Raw genomic sequence first — 17,808 nt, forward strand, 5'->3', positions numbered from 1 at the left:
ATGCCTAAAGACAGGAACTTTCTCGCTAAAATCACGGAAACTAGCCCACGTTTGTTAGTATATCTGTATCAATCTCAATATTTACAAGACTGGCGCCGCTAGGCAACAGTTCCTTTAGCTTTTCGACAGAAGAAGCTGCAGGAATGTCTTCCCCTATTTCTTCCATATAGTCGAGCATTGTCAACAATACATCCTCTGCCATCTCCACTGCCTCCACCAACGTTTCCCTGTAGGTAAAGCAGTTGTCCAAATCTGGAAAAGTAACTATATAGCCACCGTCCTCTTCGACTTTTTGAATGATTGGGTAAAATTGATATACGGCCATTGATTATCCTCCGGTGGTTCGTTTTTTATGGGCGTCTTGCCAACAAATCGATCATTTGTCGCTGCCGTTCTTCTAAAACCTTTGGTGTCCACTCATCTTTCTGGTCAATAAATACTTTGCTTCCTTTGAAAACGTCCATATGTCCTTTTAAGTAACGTTCCTTTTTCTGCTTAAAATCTAAGTTACTTAACGAACTATTTTTTCTTTTGCTAATGAGGACAAGGTTAGCAATTTTATCTGTCCAATACGCTCTCTCGTCCTCCGTGAAATCTTGTACCCATTGACTATTCTTATCCGGATTTTGTGGCAAAATATGCTCCACGCTTATGTTTTTATAACCAGATAAATGAACGGTGTTATCCCCCAATAAATACTCCATCTTTAACAACAAATACTTTGCATATTGTTTTTTGTACACGTTACCGCTAATCTGTCGCTTAAACTCCTCCACATCCACTGAAAAAATGTCATCATTATTTATTAAATCATTCACATTAGACACATCCGTTTGTTCAATGGCTTTTAAAATATTATTCATCGCTTCTAATCTCGGAGTTGAATTTACCCCAGAAATCCAATCACCAGCAAATTTAAATTCCAACTTCCGTAAAAATTCATCTATCTTATTTGTTTTAAACTTAGCGTAATAATACATGACAGGAGGTATCCAGTCCTCTGAACGGAATCCTATCTTCATAATAGTAATGAGATTTTTAAATGCGTTACTCAACTCATTATCAGCTAATTCGATGACATTTTCGTACACTTCATCATACTGTTTAATAAAATCCAGCGTTTCTTTTCCTTGCGTCAGCTTCCCAGCTTTATAAATCTTTTCCTCAAATTCTTCCAATAAATTTGTTCTTGCTTTCTCTTTTACGATAATTGTTCTGACGAAGTTTAGAAAACGATCAAATCCCTCTCCAAAACGCCCCTCGATCTCTTCCCAATATTTCGCATACTTTTTTATTTCTTTTTCATTATGCAATTGCCCGATGTTCATTGATTTAAGAATATCTGCGCTCGTTAAAGGGATACCTCTATCATTTAATATTGTAAACATCCTAAACGCATCTTCCGTATTATCCGTTGATACATAAATAACCAGCGCTTTATTAAAAATAAATTTAACAAATTCTCCTAGTTCTTCTTTATCTTCTAGCTGCTCTCTTAATACAAGTATCGCATTAGCCATATTGGAAATTGATACATTATCTTTTTCCTTTTCTACTTTCAATTCATCAATTAACGTAGTTCCATCTAAAGCAATAACATATTTCTTTATAAAGTCTTCTACTTGATCCCTAATCTGGTAGGTAATACGTTGCCTTTCAGGTACCATATCAAGTTCATCAGCTTCTTGATAAATTTTCTGCTGAAGGTTATTTTTAAACGCTCGTTCTTCTAGCAAATCTCTTAAAACAGCAAACATTAAAAAGAATGTGGTTAACCGCTGCTGCCCATCTAACACTTCATATTCTGCAAAATCTTTATTTTTTGTTCGCTTTAAAACGAGTGAACCAAGGAAATACTCGCTATCGCGTTTATTCATAAATGCGTAATACAAATCGTCAATTAAATCCTGTATATTTTCCGATTGCCAAACATAGGAACGTTGGTATTCTGGTATAACAAACCAAAAATCCGGCGAAAAAATTTTCTGTAGTACTCTTTTATCGGCATCTATTTTTCCATGTGTCATCGTATATACACCTCATTGTTAAGAACTCAGAAAACAGTGTTTGAACCCATTTTCTTGATACACTTACTGTTTCAATGTCATAAAAAACTGCTCCACCTGTTCCGGTTTTAATGTTCGAAGCAATTGGACAAATTCGGCATACTCGACTTCGTGTATGCTACGAATAGTTTCTATTTCATAACGGAGCGCCTCTTCAAACTCAGGAAAAACGGTGGCATACAGCAGCTGTCTTTGCTTCTCCAGCGGGTATTGGCGCTCTTGCAAATATAATAAAATATTTTTCAACTGCTGAATAAACAAGGGGGCACGCTGTGTCCATCGCTCTAATAAACCGTTCCACGAAACATCTTTCCCCTCATTTTTTTCTTCTTCAAACCAGCGCTGCAAAGCGTGGTACAACGCCTTCAGCTCATCCTCTGTTAACGTAACCCCTTTTCCCATTTTCTCATGAGCTACATCCCAATCCCGTATATCAAATTTCGCCGGATAGCCGTTCCAGCTAATGAGATTAAGCTCCTTGCTCCATCCCTTCCCTGATTCCGACAGGACGGCAATCTTTTGTTTAATGTCAAACTGAATTTTAGTCATAGAACCTCACCTCTACTTCGAATAAATCGCTGAATCAAAGCCAAAGGCGTCATAATCCGCTCGGTAAAAATCGCGCACAAACGGTGAAATGCTGCGGAACGTCTTTCCAGTATACATGAGCTGCACTTCTTTTCTCGCTCGCGTCACCGCAACATACAACACTTTCTTTTCATCGTTTAATATCGCGTCGTAATCGGCGTTGTAGCTGTCGCTGTTTTTATTATCGCCCGCTCTTTAAATGGCGAACAGTGCCAGGCACTGTTCGCCAAAAGAGAAACTGTAGCTTTCTTTAGGAACAATCCGAAGTTTATTTTCATTAGAGCTTGGCCAGAGCTGGGCGGATGAAATAAAGGAATTCATTTCATTGCATTTTATTTTAAAGTGTAAATGTTGTAAATCGCATTGTCTCGCTTGAGAAGGAGTTAAGTAAGGGAATGTAATAAAAAGTTCCCAATCGTCTTCAAACGGTTCAAACGTAATAAAGGGGCGATTTACTATCGCCGAATAATCATTAAAATGAGACGACCCTGTTAAACGTTGAACGTAAAGCTCGCATCGTTCAGACCCTTGCCCTCGCTCATGGCGAAAATGGGCGGATTGTATTCTTCCCTCTGCTTTAAATACTCTCGCCCCACAACAAGGACACGTATAAACAATGCCATACTTATGTGCGTTTTTTGCATGAACAAGCTTCCCTAATTGATCAAATGCTCTTTCCATATAAACAAGAAACCCCTTACAAAATTATTGAATAACGTTTATTTAGTTAATAAACAAATTCCCAAGAGAGACAGCAATTCCATAATTACTGTCTCCCCGCACAGGGACTCTCTATCTGCTTCACATATTCATACATTGCAACTTCGCCTGCTCTAACACATCCTCAACCGCCTTCGGTTGTTTGTTTGGCGGGTAGTCGTATTTACGAAGCACTTTTTTTATTTCTAGACGCATGCGGGCTTGGGCTTGAGCTTTTTTATCCCAGTCATGTGTGCGATTTTCTTTTACCGTTTTCGCTAGCTCTTTAGCGATTTTGATTAAAATGACATCTTCCATTAACTTTTTAATATCTGGATCAGAGCCTAGCACATCAAAAAATGCCTTTTCCTCGTCGGTTAAGCCAAGTTGCTTCCCTGCTTGAATCGCTTCTTCTAGCTCTTCTTTAAATTTAATAAGCTCTTCAAACACTTCGTACACGTCCATATAGTCGTTCCGGTTATTATATTTTTCAAGTATTTTCTCGAAACGCTTGGAGAATGTTTGGCTCACCGTCATGTTTGTCTTTTTCACATCTTGTAATTTTTGCTTTAATACGCGCATTAAAATCGTTGTCGCAATATTTTTTTGCGGCAATACCCGTAGTTTTTTGATATTTTCTTCATTCAACAAATCAAAACTTTCCGATGAAACCGCTTGGGTCAACACCATCACTTCATCTTCTAAAATTGCTTCTTCCAGCATTTTCGAGATTCTCTCATTCACTTCTTTTAAATCTGGTGTACCTGTTCGTGAAGATTTCATAATAAACGAACGGACAGCGACAAAATAAGAAATTTCCTCTTTTTGTTCTTTCGTCAGCAAACCGGTGCAAATTTTATAAACATCTTTCAACTTTTTCGTTTCCGTCATAAACAGCGATTTTCTTTTTTCTGTTTGCTGAACAAATTCTGCTCCGTCGCGAATGACTTCATAGCGCTTTTTATCGCTATCACCGAAAAAGGCACGATAATCAAACGAATAGAACATGTTGCGCAACACTTCGAGGATGTTTAACGCAATATCGCGAGCTTGTTCGTTTTCCTGCACTTTATCTTGGTCACGTTTCGTATACGTTTGCAAGGCTTCCATTAAGTTTCTCTTTAAACCAATATAGTCCACAATCAATCCGCCTGTCTTGCCTGGATAGACACGATTGACGCGGGCGATGGCTTGCATCAAGTTATGTGCCTTCATCGGTTTATCGATATACATCGTATCAAGCGCTGGAACATCGAAACCGGTTAGCCACATATCAACAACAATCACGATTTTGAACGGATGATTGACATCTTTAAATTCTTTCTCCCGCTGTTTCCTCGTTTGTTTATTCCCAACAAGCTTCGCCAATTCTTCTGGATCTTGGTTGTTTTCTGTCATGACAATTTTCACTTTTTCTTTCCAATCGGGGCGTTGTCTCATGATTTCTTGATACATCGCAAATGCTGTTTTTCGCGAATAGGCGACAATCATCGCTTTCCCCGCGACGAGATTTTCGCGCTCTTCGTAATGGCTGATAATGTCGGCTACGACTTCTCTAATTCGGTCTTTATCGCCGATAATTTGCTCCATGCGACTCAAGCTTTTCTGGCTTTGTTCCACAATATAGTCGTCAACACCTTCATTGACTTGCATATTCCAATATTCTTGATCAATTTCATTCATTTTCGTCTCGTCTAGTTTTACCTTCGCCAAGCGGGATTCATAATAAATTTTCACGGTTGCCCCGTCTTGAACCGCTTGTGTCATATCATATACGTCAATAACATCACCGAACAGTCCGGTTGTCGATTTGTCCGTTGTTTCAATCGGCGTGCCAGTAAACGCGATATACGTCGCATTCGGCAAAGCTTCCCGCAAATATTTCGCATAGCCGTACTTTTGTTCACCGGTTTCAATATCGTATTTCGGATCGACACCGTATTGTGTGCGATGAGCTTCATCAACCATGACAATGACATTTTCTCGATCAGAAAGCAAGCCAGTTTCTTCTTCAAACTTTTGAATCGTCGAAAAAATAATCCCACCAGTTTGACGATTTTCCAATAGCTCTTTTATATGACTCCGTGTTTCCGCTTGTTGTGGTGTTTGCCGCAAAAATTCACTTGCCCCGGAAAATGTTTCGAATAGTTGTCCGTCTAAATCATTCCGATCGGTAATGACGACAATCGTTGGATTTTTCAATCCTTCCCGTTTCACTAAGTTCCCAGCAAGGAACACCATGGAATAACTTTTCCCACTTCCTTGCGTATGCCAAATAACCCCAGCGCGTCCATCTTTTCCAACTGCTCGTATTGTGGACTCGATAGCTTTTTTCATTCCATAATATTGGTGATACGCAGCCATAATTTTCGCTTCATTTGTAAACAAAGTGAAGTTTTTTATGACATCCAAAAAGCGTTTTTGATTGAATAATCCGTACATTAATGTCTCTAATTCACGATTTTCAACAACCTCGTCTTCGATATTAATCTTTTTCCACGCCAAAAAGCGATCAAGCGGTGCTGTGATTGTTCCAGCTCGGGCTTTCACCCCATCACTAATCACGAGAAACGCATTGTAATAGAATAAAGAAGGAATGTGGACGTTCATATAATTTTTCAATTGTTTGTATGCATCTTCAATATCGACTTCTTCGCGTGATGTACTTTTTAACTCGAATACGACAAGCGGGATTCCGTTTACATATAGTACAATGTCAGGGATTTTCTTCTGACCTTTTTCAACGATCTCTAATTGATTTACAACAAGAAAATCATTATTTTCAGGTACTTCCCAATCGATGAGCCGAACGCGATGGTAAACTGTTTCCCCGTTCACAAACTCAGCCACTTCCACCGTTTCCGTCAAATACTTATGAAACACTTTATTATTCGTAAATACATCGTTCGTATCAAAATGACGAATTTTTCGAATTGCTTCCCGAATCACATCCAAAGACAAACCCGGATTCAGTCTCACCAGCGCCGCTTCCAAACGGTCAAACAACAACACTTCTTTTTCATCCCGCTCTAACTCACTCGCATGAAGATAGTTGTACCCAAGCTCTTGAAAATACTCAATTACGACATTTTCTAATTGCTCTTCTGTAAACATGCTTCCACCTCCCGCTCGGCATCAGGAACACGAATTTCACCAGATATGAGTTTAGGAAGTAAAGTATCTCTTATTGTCGAAAGTTTTTTATTCTCAGTTCCATTTTCCTGAATTTTTTTCAGCAAAACACTAATAATATTATGAAAAGATTCAATTGTCTTATTATCTGGTATTACAATTGCATACTTATCTAAAAACGTATTAATATCTAAGTTTTTTATACCGGTTGTTCCATTTTCATACTGGAAAAATACCCGCGCATCGTAAAGCATTTTCCAATAGAAATAGAAAAATTCTGTGAAATTTTTATTAACTAAACTAATAGCCCTACAAAAATTTGTACAGACTATATCAGCATCAAATTTGGACAGTACTTCTTCATTCACATATGTTATTCTTCCAGTGGATTGCGTAGGACTACCTCCTGATATCTCAACCACTAAATCACCATTATTTAATTTTTTATTTTTATGATTTTTTTCTAATATATATCTTTTCGGCAATGATCCTTCCTTCCCTATTGAAATTTCTGGAATATCTGTCCCTCTTAGACAATATACCTCTTTTATATAATTTCCTTGCGGCGATTCTTTCCCCCAATCACCTCCAAGTACACTTTCTGTTATTTCCCTGAAATTCCCAACTCTCCATCTTTTTGGTATCATCCCTAACTCACTTTCAACCAACTTCCCGCCGCTTGATTTGTACGGTTCTCCGTTTGCATTTGGAAACTCGAAATCAACAAACCAACGTTGGAAAATAGCTTGGGCTATTTCTTCCAACGTTTTGTTCATTTCGTTATTGAGCTCGATTTTGTCGTCAATTACAGATAACAGATGCGCTATTCTTTTTTGCTCCTGTAATGGTGGCAGATTAATAATGGTGTTAGCTAACACATCATTTTGTACTCTTTGTCTACCAGATGAACCGGTCATAGATTTTATTGCTATATTTCTAAATTCCGGTGAAATAGTTAAGTAATATACAAATTTGCTGTCAGTTATTCCTTCTTTTGCCCTGAACACGATAAACTCTGTAGAACCAAAAGCAACTTCATCATCCTCAAGAATATCAACATAAGCAGTTTTACCATTTTCTAGACATGGAGTTATTCTTGCAAACAGAGTATCACCATTTTTAAATTTTGAACCGGATGTAAACTCTGCAATTTCATATGACTGTATTTTTCTCGTGAATTCCGCTATGTCTTGCATAGATACTTTTTTGGCTAGAGTTCCTTTTTTTAAGATCGTTCTAGGATTCATCTCTACAGCATCTATTAATTTTACTTCCTTCCATTCACTACAACTCATACCCTATCCCCCCCAACTGCTTGCGAATTTCTTCTTCCAGTTCTCTCGATTTCTTGAATTGTTTTGCTAATGTTGTTGTGAGCCGTTCCATTTTTTCTTCGAATGGTTCTCCGTCTTCTTCCTCTTCTTCGATGCCGACATAGCGTCCCGGCGTTAGGATATAGTCGTGCTCACGAATTTCTTCGAGTGAAGCGGATTTGCAAAAACCTTGAACGTCTTCGTAGTTATCATTGTTTTGCCAATTGATATACGTATCCGCAATTTTACGTATATCTTCGTCTGTTAACTCACGCAATTTACGTGTGACGAGCTGTCCAAATTTGCGAGCGTCGATGAATAATGTTTTCCCCGGATTTTTCTTGTTACGGTTTAAAATCCAAATACAAACTGGAATAGGTGTTGTATAGAACAATTTTTCTGGTAAAGCGATAATTGCGTCAACTAAATCGGCATTGACTATGTTTTTGCGAATTTCCTCTTCGCCAGAAGTCGTGGATGATAACGAACCGTTCGCTAACACAACCGCCGCTTTTCCGTTTTGGCCTAATTTGTCAATGATATGTTGTAGCCATGCGTAGTTGGCGTTTCCTGCCGGCGGTACACCGAACTTCCAACGTGGATCTTCGACTAATTTCGGTTGTCCCCAATCGCTATCATTAAACGGTGGATTTGCTAAAATATAATCCGCTTTTAAAGTCGGGTGTAAATCTTCATGGAACGTGTCAGCATGTTTCGGACCTAGGTTATTTTCAATGCCGCGAATCGCCAAGTTCATTTTTGCCAGTTTCCACGTCGTCGGATTCGATTCTTGACCGTATATGGAAACATCAAACTTATTTCCAGCATGTTCTTCAACAAATTTTATCGATTGCACGAACATCCCACCGCTGCCGCATGCCGGGTCGTACACATATCCTTTGAACGGTTGAATCATTTCCACCATCAGTTTTACAACGCATTTTGGCGTGTAAAACTCTCCGCCACCTTTTCCTTCACTCGCAGCAAATTTACCTAAGAAATACTCGTATACTCGCCCAAGTACGTCTTTTTCTTTTGCTTCACTTCCACCGACGTCAATGTTAGAAAATAAGTCGATGATTTCTCCTAAAATGCGTTTATCTAATTCTGGACGAGAGTAATTTTTCGGGAGCACCCCTTTTAAACTATCATTTTCTTTTTCGATAGCATCCAAAGCTTCATCAACTATTTTACCAATTTCTGGTGACTTCGAACGTTCTGCTATGTAATTCCAACGTGCGTTTTCTGGCACCCAGAAAACCCCATCTGCCATATACGCATCACGGTCTTCCGCAAAATCTGGATCCTCTTTCATAAGCTCTTCCCATTTTTCTTGAAATGTATCCGAAACGTATTTTAAGAAAATAAGACCTAATACGACATGTTTATATTCTGCTGCATCCATATTGTTTCGCAGCTTATCCGCCGCCGACCATAACTTTTCCTCAAAACCGATTGTTGCCATGTTATTACCCCTTTCATTTTTTACATAAACAACGGATCTCTTGTCTATTTTACCATAAAAACCATTTTCAAATTTAAGGAAAGCATATTTTTCCATCATTTTCTTTATTTTGCCCCTCTTCTGAGCGCATGCACCATTGAAGAGGAGCTTCAGTATTACGACCCGATAATTTCAAACCCCGAACGAATGCCCATTTTTTCGTACAGCTTTAGTTTTGAGTCGTGTTGTTGTTGCTGTAGTTGTTTGATTTGTTGGTCAAGCCGCTCTTGCTCTTGGAGATAGGATTTCATCATCTCCTGTTGCTCGCTTAAAGGTAGCATTGGAACCGGAATGTCTTCTAAGTCTTTTATGCTTAAAATCGATACGTTCGTTCCTACTTGCTTGCTTAGCAACAAATATTGCCCGACCGGACTTTCTAAAAACGTTTTTAAATAAAACGGATCAATCGTTTCATTTAAGCGAATGCCGATAAAGTTATGAGAGATTAATATTTTCCCTTCATGCGGTGGGATGACCGCGACTTTTACTCCCATGCCGCGGCTGGAAATAATGACATCGCCTTCTTGAACAAGATATGATTCGATTTTTGCATTGTTTTTAATTTCGTAAGAGGCGAGTTGCTCGATTAATAGTTCGCCGTTTTGGACATCTGATAATTTAATGACTTTATATTCCCCATTTTCCGTTTCCGCATCTTTCGCGGAAATGTTGATGCCGCGATAAAACGTGCCAAGCTGCTTTAACGGCTGTACTTGCGTCGATTGTTTGATTCGTTCAAGATGGAATTTGACTTTTCCATACGGCTCGATTTCCAATTCGCTGTGTTGCAAATATCGGCTACTTAGTAAATTCGTTTCTTGAATGTCTTGCACCATAACAAATTGGCTTATTTCCTCGATTTCTAGCCCGTTATGGTAGATTTCTGCAATTTTACGAACGTGCTCTTCCCCGAGATACTTTCTTCTTCTCCAGCCTTCTGCGTACTCGTTTTCTGCGTTAATAAACAACACCTTGCCTTTTCTTTCGGCGGCTTTGTTTTTATTTAGCACAAGTAAATTCGTTTGAATGGCTACTGCGCTGTCAAGAGGTGCTGGTAAAGCGATAACAGCTTCAATGACGTCCGCAGCTAATAAATGTTCTCGTATCACCGCTTCAGGGCCGCCTCTAAACAGCGTTCCATTCGGGACAACAAGAACGGCTTTTCCCGTTTCATTTAACGAAGATAAGGCGTGCAACACAAACGCCATGTCGGCACTTGTGCGCGGCAACTTCCCGTATACAAAACGATGGAACGGATCATGGATAATCGCTTCATAGTTCGTCATTTTCACCCCAAACGGGAAGTCCATCATCACATAATCAAATTTTTTCAGCTTATTCCCTTCGACAAACGCTGGTTGTATCAATGTATCCCCTTGCGCTAACTGAGCGTCTGTGCGACCGTGAAATAGTAAGCGTAATTTTCCAAGCGCCCACGTTTGCGGATGCATTTCTTGGCCATATAACGAAATGTCTAGATCGTTTCGCAAGGCGTAGTGGTGGGCGGCACATAATGTTCCAGCCAATCCAAACGTCCCGTCATAAAAACTTCCACTTTGCATCTGCAACATTCGGATGCCAAGTTCATTGACGCTGCTAGGTGTGGAAACGATGCCTGTTGCATATGTATCCATATGACTGACACGCGCGAACAACACCTCCACAAATTCCGTCCATTGCTCTTTCGATAAGGCGAGCGAATGAATGCGAGAGAACAGACGATACAATGTGCTGTCGCTGAACGGAATGGACGAATAAAGTGGTTCGTAAACCCCTTTTAAAAAAGGAATTCGTCCCTCTAATTCATTTAACATCGCTTTTAATTTTTCCGCTAAAAACGCACCTTCTTTTAAAAGAAACTCTAACGTAAGGGTAGTGGGCAGATTGTACTGTTCTTTATGTAATTCTAAAAATTTGACGCTTGCTACGGATGTAATTATTTGGAGTGAATCACTGACAGTCGCCTCTTCCCGCAGCATCTCAAACAATGAAAATAATTCCTGTTCGTAGTTCATAAAGTAGACACCTCATAATTATTTTTAGTTAGTAATGCTATTATCTTTTGTAGATAACCGCTATTAAAATAAACTCTATACAAAATATACATCAACAAAGAATAAGTAGTCAACACTTTTTTAGTAATTAAATTACTCATTATAAATAATAATGGGACAGCGCTAGCAGCACCGTCCCCCTACTTCCCCCCACCCCTCCTCTCAAAGTACACATGCAACCGATACTCGCAAATCTGTTGCGTCCATTCGTATAGCATGTGTTCGTCTTCTGGCGCGATGGAGAAGTTGAGCGAGAAGATGTTATTCGCAAACGAAACAAGCCCGTTGGGACTGCCGCTCCATTTCGTCATCGGCATTTTGGCGATGAGTTTGGCGACCTTTTGCTCGTCGTATTGCCATAAGCGCTTCGTTTCCCCGTCGGAGAAGTCGATGCGTTTTCGGTATTCTTTTTCCGTCAAATATTGATGGAAAAATGGGGCGGCTTCGGTTGGCGTGATTGGCAAATGCCAGTGCGACGGCCCGCGGTTTAGCATCGCCTGCAAGACGACCATTTTGTAGCTTTTTGTCATCACTGTTCGCTCGACTTCGATAAGCCATGATTCGTACTTTAAAAACACTTCTTTTTCCCGCTCGGACAATTCGTCCGCCCAGTAAAGAAAGCCGACGTACGATTTGAATTCGTCCCTGTATTCTTTTGCTTCACTTCGTCCATGCAAATGAAGTTCAAGATATGTCGGACGGCGGCCGAGCTGTTGTTTTACGTCGTAATAGTCTACTAATAATTTTTCTTTGCGTGGTTGGCGTTTTCTGCGCATTTCTTCTAATAAATGAACGACGCGAACATCAAAGTCGACGACACATCCGTCTGGAACAACAGGAACCATAGATTTTCGTTTTTTTCTCTCTTCTTTTTGCGTATCGAATAAGGCGAGTTTCACATCGGCGTTGCGATAGTTTCCGATTAAATCGATAATGACACAATACTGTTTGGCTGGATGGAGACGCAAGCCACGCCCAACTTGTTGAGTGAAAATCGTTAATGACTCGGTCGGACGAACGAATAATAGCGTATCAACCGCTGGAATATCGACGCCTTCGTTAAATAAATCGACGGTGAAAATCGCGTCTAATTCGCCTTTTTCGAGTAGTTCAATCGCTTTCGTGCGCGTAATATGTACTTGTTTTGAATGCAAACTCACCGTACGGTAGCCGTGTTCGTTAAAATAATTGGCCAAAAAATCCGCTTGGCGAATGGAAGAACAAAACACGAGCGTTTTCGTTTGCTTATATTTCTCCCAAGCTCGCAAAATATTTTCTGCCATTTCTGTGCGCAACTGCGCCTGTAACAATTGTTCTTCATCGTAGCGGTTGCCGCGCCAGGCGATTTTCGTATAGTCGGTGTCATCATACACGCCATAATACCGAAACGGCGCAAGCCAGCCGCGCTGTACTGCTTCGATAAAATCAATACGGTACGCCACATTCCCGTCACAGAGCGCATATACGTCTTTATAGTCGTTGCGATCAGGGGTTGCGGTAATGCCGAGTAAAAATTTCGGATGGAAATACGCAAGCACTCGTTCATATGACTTCGCCGCGGCATGATGAAATTCGTCAATGACAATGAGATCAAACGCGTTTTCCGCAAATATTTCTAAATGTTTTTTCATGCTTAGCGTAAAAATCGACGCAAAGACGACATCGGCTTGCCTTTCTTTTATTTTGCCGTCGTAAATGCCAAACGTCTTATCGGAAAGCACTTGCGCAAACGACCGCTTCGCTTGATGCAAAATTTCTTCCCGATGCGCTACAAATAGCACTCTTTGAAACTTTCGAGCGAAAAAAGCAGCCAAGTACGTTTTTCCAAGCCCTGTCGCCATAACGACCATCGCGCGATCGTATCCTTCTTCGTACGTTGCTTCTAGCTGGGCGAGTGCTTCCACTTGCGCAAACCGCGGTCGAATGACTCCGTATGATGCTTGTTCATCGTGAATGACTTCCGTCTCTTCTGTCATTCCGATAGGAATCGTCAATTCTACTTCCTCTAGCTTCGTCCATTGTCGCACGAGGTTCGTATGACGTTGATGATAAATAGCATATTGTTCTTCATATTGTTGTAACGTTTCGGCATTCACTTGCACCGTTTGTTCTGCATAAAAAAGAGCCAAAAACTCGTTCATTACTTCTGCAAATACACTTTCTTCTACACCCTTATGTATACCAATATTCCATTCTATGCCACTCGTTAACGCTGAACGTGATAAATTGGAAGAACCAATAATAAAATACCCATCATCTTGTTTTTCAAATAAATATGCCTTTGGATGAAAAGAAACGCCTTCACTTTTCCATAGACGGACTTCGATGTTTGGATGGATCGTTGAGAGCTGACGCAAAGCTTCTGGTTGTGTGACATATAAATAATCACCAGCGCAAATTTTTATGTCCGCTCCTCGTTCAGCAGCTTTTCTTAGCGTTTTTTGAATGACCTCCACACCCGACTTCATCACAAATGACGTTAAAATATAAATCGTTGAAGATGTTTCAATGTGCTCATTTAGTTTTTCAATTAAATGACTTTTGACAAACTCGATTTTACTCATCGTGTACCTCAATTAAGAAAATTTTCTCTTTAAACCCTCCTCGTTGTTCCGCTTTCGAGGCACGAATGGCTTCGACTTGTTCCATCGTTGCCCCGTGACATTCAGCAAGCGCATGAATAATTTCCAATAAATCAGCTAGTTCTTCGACCGCTGTGACATCATCTGATGCATTCATATATTCCCCTAATTCCTCAAACGCTTTTTTTCGCAATTCTTGGCGATATTCTTCGTCACTTAACGTGCGCGTTGTAAACGTCTTCCCTGCTTCTTCAATAATTTTAGGAATCAAATCTCGAACCAATTTATTATAAACAGGCATCGTACCCTCTCCTCGTATAGTATGTTTAGAAAGATTTTTAAATCGAACTTCCAGTTCGATACGCTCCTTGACAATCGTATATTCTTGGGTGACTTGCCCACGGGGGAGGGGCGCCCCTCCCCCGTGGGTCGCAACCATATTTCACAAACATCGGGGTTGGACTTTTCGCGATGTTCTTGGATAATGATCTTGAGGATCATCGGGGACACTCTTCTCTCTCCTGTAGCCTTGACTACTTGAAAAGTCTGTCTCCCCGGCTCCTGTTCGGACTTCTAACCCGCAGGCTGTTCCCGTTGGTTTCCCATGCTGGAAGGAGCAGCTTCCAGGCAGCCCATGGCCCAACGTGAGTTCTCATACGCGAGGGTGACTGGTCAACAGGCGCGGTCCGGGGGCATCCCGAAGAGTCCCAACCCCACGATCCTACTACGATTGGAGGTGATCTCATGAAACTCTACGTCGGGATTGACGTGAGCTCAACGGACTTATACACGTGTATCATGGATCAAGAAGGAAACACGTGCGCCCAATTCAAGACGGATAATCATCTGCTTGGCGCGACCTTCCTTCGCGATCAAATCCTCCGATGGGCAAACGAGCGCCAACCATCCGAAATTCTCATCGGGATGGAAGCCACTTCGGTCTACAGCTGGCATCCGGCGATGTTTTTCCACCAACAGGAGGAGCTGAAGTCTTGGAATGTCAAGGTGTTTACCATCAATCCAAAGCTCATTCGCAAATTTAAAGAAGCGTACACCGACTTGGATAAAACGGACGGCATCGATGCGTGGATCATCGCCGATCGGCTTCGCTTTGGCCGTTTGAAAGTGACAGCTGTCATGCAAGAACAGTTTATCGCCCTTCAACGGCTCACGCGCATGCGCTATCATCTCGTCCATCAGCTCACTCGGGAAAAGCAGTACTTCCTCCAACACTTGTTTTACAAGTGCAGTTCCTTTACCCAAGAGGTGGACAGCTCCGTATTCGGACATGCCATCTTAGAGCTTCTTCTCGAGTCGTTTAGCTTAGACGAAATCAGTCAGATGGACGTACAACAGCTCGCTGACTTCTTGCGCCAAAAGGGACGCAATCGCTTTGCCGATCCGGAATGCATCGCCAAGTCCATTCAAAAGGCGGCTCGTTCGTCCTATCGGCTTTCCAAATGTGTCGAGGATTCTATCGACTTGCTTTTAGGCCTATCGATTCAATCCATTCGTAGCCTTCAAGCGTAAATGAAAGAGCTCGATAAAGCGATTACTCGCCATTTGGAAGGCATTCCAAATACGCTACAAACGATTCCTGGCATCGGACCTGTTTACGCTGCCGGGATCTTAGCCGAAATTGGACAAATCGAGCGCTTTGACAACCAAGCTGCCTTAGCGAAATATGCAGGTTTGACTTGGTCTAAGCACCAGTCCGGTCGGTTCCAAGCCGAGGAGACTTCCCTCATTCGTTCCGGCAATCGCTATCTCCGTTACTACCTAGTGGAGGCTGCCAACTCGGTACAACGGCATGATGCGTCGTTTCGCACCTATTACCGGAAGAAGTATGAGGAAGTACCAAAGCACCAACACAAACGAGCCCTCGTCCTCACCGCTCGAAAACTCGTGCGTGTGATCGATGCGCTGCTATGCAACGGTCAAATCTACACGCCAAGAAAGGGGGAAGATCGATAGGGGTATCGATCTAACTGATTTTGTATCAAAGCCCAGTTAATGACATCAGACAAGACTGGGCTTCTTAAGCATTGCCTTTTTTCGGGTCATCGGACAAATGAATTTCCAATTTCGATGATTTTTCACCTTGACATATTACCGCAGGACTTTTCTGTTTCTCTCTTCCTATTTTACAATATTCCCCACTCTTTTGGAACGAAAAAACTACGTGTCATGACGTTATTTGTACCGCTTCAACCGTTCTTTTAGCGCCTCGGAGTTTGTGGGATTTTCCATTGCTTTTGATATTTTTTAGGCAAATTTATTATTTAGAACAATGTTTCATTGGCTCACCATGACTTCCTTTTGTTCCACTTCAATATGTTGCTTTTGCAGCTCCTCGTGATTCAGCCGGTACGATTTCGTTTGGTCGATTTTGTTTCGGTTAAAGTTGCCGATGTATCCTAAGCGTTCAGGTTTGTACACAGCGCAACGGAACGTACTCACCGATCAAAATGGAAGGCGCTTTTGCCACTCCTCGTACGTCATCACCCCCCACTCCCCGCCCGTTTCTTGCAAAAGCTGCTAGAGATGAACTATGCTTTCATTCAACCTAATTTGGCAAGCAAGTTAACTTGAAATATACATCTTCTCACCCTCCAACGAAAATAGTTCTATCGCTGGAAATAGTAGAAAAAGATAGATACCCCAAAAAATAAAGCTGTTCACCGTTTGTGAACCGCTTTCCTTCCATTCGTTTCATCTCTCGGCCAGCGTGCATCAAATAAAACTCGTTTGCCATTCCTATAGAGGCAATCATTCTATTCGTTTTCCTTTACTATAAAGAATAAGTTTTTCTAAATCGATGACAGCGCCAATATGCAAAAGACAATCAAGTCCTATAATCGCATCTAGCTCTACTCCGTACTCCATCGCACCAAATTCAATTTCAACATTTGCTGCTTTCATGGATCCTATCATGATTTCATCTACAATTTTTGCATAAACAAATTCCGTTCCCCCCACCCCGCTAATTCGATAAATAGAATCGTTTTCTTCTGGAACGATTCCAATTGTTGCTGCTTGATCAGCAGATACGATAGTTCCTGTTGAGCCGGTATCGATTAACGCTCTTTTTAACTCAATCGTTTGATTTTTATGGGTTAACTGCAATGTAGCGAGCAACATCCCTTCTTCGATACGAAGCTCTATCATCCTCGGCGCACTCCCGTCCATGTTCTTTCCACAATATTTGTTTCTTTACGATTCGTATGAAGAACATACAATTCTCGATGAGGGTTTTCCTTATGAAGATGTTTATACTCACTCATTGCTTTCATTGGATCCGAAAACGTTTCAATCGGGATTAATTTGTTTAAAACACGTTCGTTTTTCTCATTTGTATAAGCATCGACCGCCTCAATGAGCACCCAACGATTCGGAAAAGCTTGTCGAATCTCTTCCCACTTCATCGTCTTTCCCCCATTTCTTTTTGTTTTTATCTTAACACAAACAAAGAAAAAACTGATCTTTTTGACAAACTAACAGTCTGGGGAAATCTTGTGAAAGTAGTAATCTTCCACCACTTCCTAAACTAAAAACGAAACTACTATCCAAACCGTCGCTATCGTACATACAATGAAACTCGTTTGTAGTTTTCTTCTTTCTTGCTTATTGCTAGAAACAGAAAAGATATACTTTCTTGTCGCGAATCCAATCGCTAACGTGCCAAATAAAAGCAATGCAATCCCGAATAAAAAGAGACCGTTTGGAAATTGGTTCGCTTCAAAAATTCCAGAAAGAGCCAAACAAAATGAAACATATGTAACTATCGCAACACCAAGCGTATGAAATAACAGCACTGCCCAGTTTCTCATCTTCCTTCTGCATCCCCTTCACAGAAAAACTACTAGCTAA

14 protein-coding genes and 2 pseudogenes are annotated in these 17,808 nt (G+C 41.0%); 1 reads left to right on the forward strand and 15 read right to left on the reverse strand.

The window, feature by feature from the left end; translation table 11 throughout:
- Window positions 1-40: 40 nt before the first annotated feature.
- The 11 genes and pseudogenes from HNQ84_RS03510 to HNQ84_RS03560 form a co-directional block, all read right to left on the reverse strand.
- Window positions 41-325, reverse strand: coding sequence for a type II toxin-antitoxin system HicB family antitoxin (locus HNQ84_RS03510; RefSeq protein WP_435621192.1), 285 nt, complete (start codon window positions 323-325; stop codon window positions 41-43).
- Between the two features lie 25 nt (window positions 326-350).
- Window positions 351-2,027 (reverse strand): DUF262 domain-containing protein, encoded by a 1,677-nt coding sequence (locus HNQ84_RS03515; RefSeq protein ID WP_268853022.1) that lies wholly within the window; start codon window positions 2,025-2,027, stop codon window positions 351-353.
- 381 nt (window positions 2,028-2,408) lie between these two features.
- A pseudogene (locus HNQ84_RS03520) lies at window positions 2,409-2,615 on the reverse strand (YdbC family protein); the annotation flags it as partial.
- 12 nt (window positions 2,616-2,627) lie between these two features.
- Window positions 2,628-2,777, reverse strand: coding sequence for a hypothetical protein (locus HNQ84_RS03525; RefSeq protein ID WP_435621193.1), 150 nt, complete (start codon window positions 2,775-2,777; stop codon window positions 2,628-2,630).
- A 72-nt stretch (window positions 2,778-2,849) separates the two neighbouring features.
- Window positions 2,850-3,335, reverse strand: a complete 486-nt coding sequence (locus tag HNQ84_RS03530) for a competence protein CoiA family protein (RefSeq protein WP_435621194.1) — start codon at window positions 3,333-3,335, stop codon at window positions 2,850-2,852.
- Between the two features lie 120 nt (window positions 3,336-3,455).
- On the reverse strand, window positions 3,456-6,467 hold the full coding sequence (locus HNQ84_RS03535) for a type I restriction endonuclease subunit R (protein WP_435621195.1): 3,012 nt from the start codon (window positions 6,465-6,467) through the stop codon (window positions 3,456-3,458).
- Window positions 6,446-7,780, reverse strand: coding sequence for a restriction endonuclease subunit S (locus HNQ84_RS03540; protein WP_435621196.1), 1,335 nt, complete (start codon window positions 7,778-7,780; stop codon window positions 6,446-6,448). Before HNQ84_RS03540 ends, HNQ84_RS03535 begins: the two co-directional genes overlap by 22 nt.
- On the reverse strand, window positions 7,770-9,263 hold the full coding sequence (locus HNQ84_RS03545) for a class I SAM-dependent DNA methyltransferase (RefSeq protein ID WP_435621197.1): 1,494 nt from the start codon (window positions 9,261-9,263) through the stop codon (window positions 7,770-7,772). The genes HNQ84_RS03540 and HNQ84_RS03545 overlap by 11 nt, the downstream gene beginning before the upstream one ends.
- A 155-nt stretch (window positions 9,264-9,418) precedes the next feature.
- Window positions 9,419-11,317, reverse strand: coding sequence for an N-6 DNA methylase (locus HNQ84_RS03550; RefSeq protein ID WP_435621198.1), 1,899 nt, complete (start codon window positions 11,315-11,317; stop codon window positions 9,419-9,421).
- A 179-nt stretch (window positions 11,318-11,496) separates the two neighbouring features.
- A complete protein-coding gene (locus HNQ84_RS03555) occupies window positions 11,497-13,920 on the reverse strand; it encodes a DEAD/DEAH box helicase family protein (RefSeq protein ID WP_435621199.1) in 2,424 nt (807 codons plus the stop codon).
- Complete coding sequence (locus HNQ84_RS03560) at window positions 13,913-14,239, reverse strand: nucleoside triphosphate pyrophosphohydrolase (protein ID WP_435621200.1); 327 nt, start codon at window positions 14,237-14,239, stop codon at window positions 13,913-13,915. The genes HNQ84_RS03555 and HNQ84_RS03560 overlap by 8 nt, the downstream gene beginning before the upstream one ends.
- Before the next feature lie 443 nt (window positions 14,240-14,682).
- On the opposite strand from HNQ84_RS03560, the pseudogene HNQ84_RS03565 reads away from it, so the two are divergent.
- Window positions 14,683-15,912, forward strand: a pseudogene (locus tag HNQ84_RS03565) (IS110 family RNA-guided transposase).
- A gap of 321 nt (window positions 15,913-16,233) precedes the next feature.
- On the opposite strand, the gene HNQ84_RS03570 reads toward HNQ84_RS03565, so the two are convergent.
- The 4 genes from HNQ84_RS03570 to HNQ84_RS03585 all read right to left on the reverse strand — a co-directional run bounded on the left by HNQ84_RS03570 (window position 16,234) and on the right by HNQ84_RS03585 (window position 17,768).
- On the reverse strand, window positions 16,234-16,377 hold the full coding sequence (locus HNQ84_RS03570) for a hypothetical protein (RefSeq protein WP_435621201.1): 144 nt from the start codon (window positions 16,375-16,377) through the stop codon (window positions 16,234-16,236).
- A gap of 330 nt (window positions 16,378-16,707) precedes the next feature.
- The gene (locus tag HNQ84_RS03575) at window positions 16,708-17,106 is read right to left on the reverse strand and encodes a retropepsin-like aspartic protease (protein ID WP_032099826.1); all 399 of its coding nucleotides are present in this window, start codon (window positions 17,104-17,106) and stop codon (window positions 16,708-16,710) included.
- Complete coding sequence (locus tag HNQ84_RS03580) at window positions 17,103-17,363, reverse strand: hypothetical protein (protein ID WP_032099827.1); 261 nt, start codon at window positions 17,361-17,363, stop codon at window positions 17,103-17,105. Before HNQ84_RS03580 ends, HNQ84_RS03575 begins: the two co-directional genes overlap by 4 nt.
- Before the next feature lie 117 nt (window positions 17,364-17,480).
- Entirely contained in the window at window positions 17,481-17,768 is a 288-nt protein-coding gene (locus HNQ84_RS03585; protein ID WP_032099828.1) for a hypothetical protein, read from the reverse strand.
- Window positions 17,769-17,808: the final 40 nt, after the last annotated feature.

The sequence above is a fragment of the Anoxybacillus eryuanensis genome, assembly GCF_051200995.1.
Classification (GTDB): Bacteria; Bacillota; Bacilli; order Bacillales; family Anoxybacillaceae; genus Anoxybacillus; species Anoxybacillus tengchongensis.

Excerpts from the sequence above, each read along its gene's own strand:
- HNQ84_RS03545 (WP_435621197.1), bottom strand. The coding sequence starts at position 9,263 with ATGGCAACAATCGGTTTTGAGGAAAAGTTATGGTCGGCGGCGGATAAG.
- HNQ84_RS03530 (WP_435621194.1), bottom strand. The coding sequence starts at position 3,335 with ATGGAAAGAGCATTTGATCAATTAGGGAAGCTTGTTCATGCAAAAAAC.
- HNQ84_RS03585 (WP_032099828.1), bottom strand. The coding sequence starts at position 17,768 with ATGAGAAACTGGGCAGTGCTGTTATTTCATACGCTTGGTGTTGCGATA.
- HNQ84_RS03535 (WP_435621195.1), bottom strand. The coding sequence starts at position 6,467 with ATGTTTACAGAAGAGCAATTAGAAAATGTCGTAATTGAGTATTTTCAA.
- HNQ84_RS03515 (WP_268853022.1), bottom strand. The coding sequence starts at position 2,027 with ATGACACATGGAAAAATAGATGCCGATAAAAGAGTACTACAGAAAATT.
- HNQ84_RS03510 (WP_435621192.1), bottom strand. The coding sequence starts at position 325 with ATGGCCGTATATCAATTTTACCCAATCATTCAAAAAGTCGAAGAGGAC.
- HNQ84_RS03550 (WP_435621198.1), bottom strand. The coding sequence starts at position 11,317 with ATGAACTACGAACAGGAATTATTTTCATTGTTTGAGATGCTGCGGGAA.
- HNQ84_RS03560 (WP_435621200.1), bottom strand. The coding sequence starts at position 14,239 with ATGCCTGTTTATAATAAATTGGTTCGAGATTTGATTCCTAAAATTATT.
- HNQ84_RS03575 (WP_032099826.1), bottom strand. The coding sequence starts at position 17,106 with ATGATAGAGCTTCGTATCGAAGAAGGGATGTTGCTCGCTACATTGCAG.
- HNQ84_RS03555 (WP_435621199.1), bottom strand. The coding sequence starts at position 13,920 with ATGAGTAAAATCGAGTTTGTCAAAAGTCATTTAATTGAAAAACTAAAT.
- HNQ84_RS03580 (WP_032099827.1), bottom strand. The coding sequence starts at position 17,363 with ATGAAGTGGGAAGAGATTCGACAAGCTTTTCCGAATCGTTGGGTGCTC.
- HNQ84_RS03540 (WP_435621196.1), bottom strand. The coding sequence starts at position 7,780 with ATGAGTTGTAGTGAATGGAAGGAAGTAAAATTAATAGATGCTGTAGAG.